The following is a 2,495-nucleotide window of genomic DNA, read 5'->3' on the forward strand; positions in this document are numbered from 1 at the left end:
CACCTTCTTTCGTAAATGTTGCAAATGTTTGTTTTGGCACTTTCATTATACAACACATGGAATCGAGGTGTCTTTCTTTTATGCAAAATCACGAACTTGCTCATTTATAGTTTCATAGTAAACGCCTCCATTCATTTGGGTGTATGTTAATGAGATTATGATCAGATAACAATGTAGATTGTGAATATCTGTCTGACCTGCCGGAGTTCTGAGAAAATTTAACAGAAATTCGGTTTTAACATGCAAATATAAATAAAAACAATATCAAGTAGTAATTAAAACTATATATTAAGTATACGAATACTATACCACAAATATTCAAAAAATCAAGCACCTATTTTGAGAATCAAAATAAAATAATGAGAATTGCAGGAGCAGCGAAGCAGCGGAGCAATTCGTAGATATCAAGTTAGGGGCAAAATACTTTTTGACCCTAACATCATATAATGGAAGTATGAGTAAAGCTTCGGTCAAATTGGGGCTTGTCATAGAAACTGGAATTTGCTATGCTAAATCTAAGCAAGATGGGCAATCGGTTGCGTAAAAGATAATGGCACTGCTTGGAGGAAATCAATCTTACGATGTAACCGAAAGCAGATATCAGGGATTTCTGGAAGCTCATAAGGAGATGGGAGTTCCTGTAAATGAGCACCTGATTTTTATGGATGCGGATAATCAGGTAGCGGTATCTGAGGCGGTGAATCAGCTGATCGAGGAAGGGGCAGATGGAATTGTCTGTATGGATGATGTGATCTGCAGTATGTGTCTGAGCAGTCTGCGGGAAAAGAAAATACAGATTCCGGCGGATATAAAAGTTGCAAGTATGTATGACAGCAAAAATCTGGAATATAATAATCCACCGATCACCAGTATTCGGTTTGATACAATAAGACTTGGGAAGATAGCCTGTATCAAGTTGCTTAAGATTCTTGGAGAGAATCCGGAAGAAGATATACTGCCATTAAATTATCAGGTAGTGCTGCGTGAATCGACGCAGTAGAAAGGAACATCTGCTGATAATAAATTGAGGCGTAAGTCACGCGGATAAATGAAGTAGATTTTATGAGCAAGTCCCCACCCACTGCTTATTGCTTTTCACAATTGAAGCAGGGGACTTACTTGATTTGGTTAAAAACTTAGAAATGAGCGTAAGAGTTCTCTGTATTATTGGAAAACAATAAACAGGGAACTTTTTATATTGTATCATGGGAGGTTCCGTTGCAGGCAGCAGCTATGGCACTTTCCTGCACAGTATGTGTAAGCGCAGCAGAGGATGAGACAATTAAACTGACTGTATGGGGAGCTGAAGAAGACCAGGATTTATTAAAAGAACTGACAGATAAATTCCAGGAGAAGTATGCAGATCAGAAATTTGATATTCAGATTGGCGTAGAATCTGAGTCTACTGCAAAAGATACTATTCTGACAGACGTAGAGGCTGGTGCAGATGTATATGCATTCGCAGATGATCAGCTCACAGATCTTGTAAAAGCAGGAGCACTTCTGAAACTTGATGATTATGCGGAAGCACTTCAGCTTGCAGATACAACACTTGATGATGTAAAAGCAGCAAACGTTGAAGGTGCTATTGATGCAGCAAGCTGGGACAGCCTTCTTGAAGCGGCTGATAAGGCCGGAAAGAAAGTCGGTATGACACTTGCATCCGGTAATCTGGTAGCATGCGTTTCCGGTACATGGGATGCGATCACAGCACAGGATGTATTTGGTGACGGATATGCAGCAACAAAGCTTCCTACATTTACAGTTGGTGACAAACAGGTTCAGCAGGGATCTGTTGCCGGTTACAAATATGTTGGTGTAAACGGATATTCCGAGAATTCCGGATGGGCAGTTCTTCTTGCTGAGTACTTTACAAACGAAGAATCCCAGCAGATGTTCTTTGACCAGAGAGAAAGTGGTCCTTCCAATAAGAATGTAGCAGCTTCTGATTCTGTTCAGGAAAATGTAGCTCTTGCAGCACTCTCAGCTCAGTCTGAATATGCTCAGGCTCAGAAAGTTGGCGGAAAATACTGGGATTCGGCTCAGACATTTGGTGAACTGGTTGCACAGGGAACATTATCCGCAGATGATGACAATGCAATTCAGGAAGCACTTGATAACCTGGTAGATGGTGTTACAGCTCCTGTAGAATAATTATGAGCTGACAAAACATGCTTTGAATTACTGAGAACATAGTGAACAGTAAGTGGTTAGAACATAAATAAGAACGTAAAATTTTTAAGGTTTCTGACTAAAATATAAAAAACATGCGGAATATAATTGGAAAATAAAAAAATTATACCTGAATTATTCACGGAACAGTATCTGAACTGATAACTGCACCATGAATCTAAAAATTGATCCATGCAGCTATAACATCACTTAATTAACCTGTCAAAAGGGTATAAAATCCCCGTGGCAAAGTTCTAAGCAGTTATTAGGCTGTCAAGGTTCGTTAATAGTTGCTATTCCAACTGTACATTCAGCTTACCGAT

The 2,495-nt window shown here is 39.4% G+C and carries 2 protein-coding genes; both read left to right on the forward strand.

Going from position 1 to position 2,495, the window contains the following annotated elements; translation table 11 throughout:
* Positions 1–550: 550 nt before the first annotated feature.
* Positions 551–1,000, forward strand: coding sequence for a substrate-binding domain-containing protein (locus ACTNES_RS20440; RefSeq protein ID WP_441040530.1), 450 nt, complete (start codon positions 551–553; stop codon positions 998–1,000).
* 167 nt (positions 1,001–1,167) lie between these two features.
* On the forward strand, positions 1,168–2,154 hold the full coding sequence (locus tag ACTNES_RS20445) for an extracellular solute-binding protein (RefSeq protein WP_441040531.1): 987 nt from the start codon (positions 1,168–1,170) through the stop codon (positions 2,152–2,154).
* The last annotated feature ends 341 nt before the right edge of the window (positions 2,155–2,495 follow it).

Source organism: Blautia sp. HCP3S3_D9 (assembly GCF_052063845.1).
GTDB lineage: Bacteria > Bacillota > Clostridia > Lachnospirales > Lachnospiraceae > Blautia_A.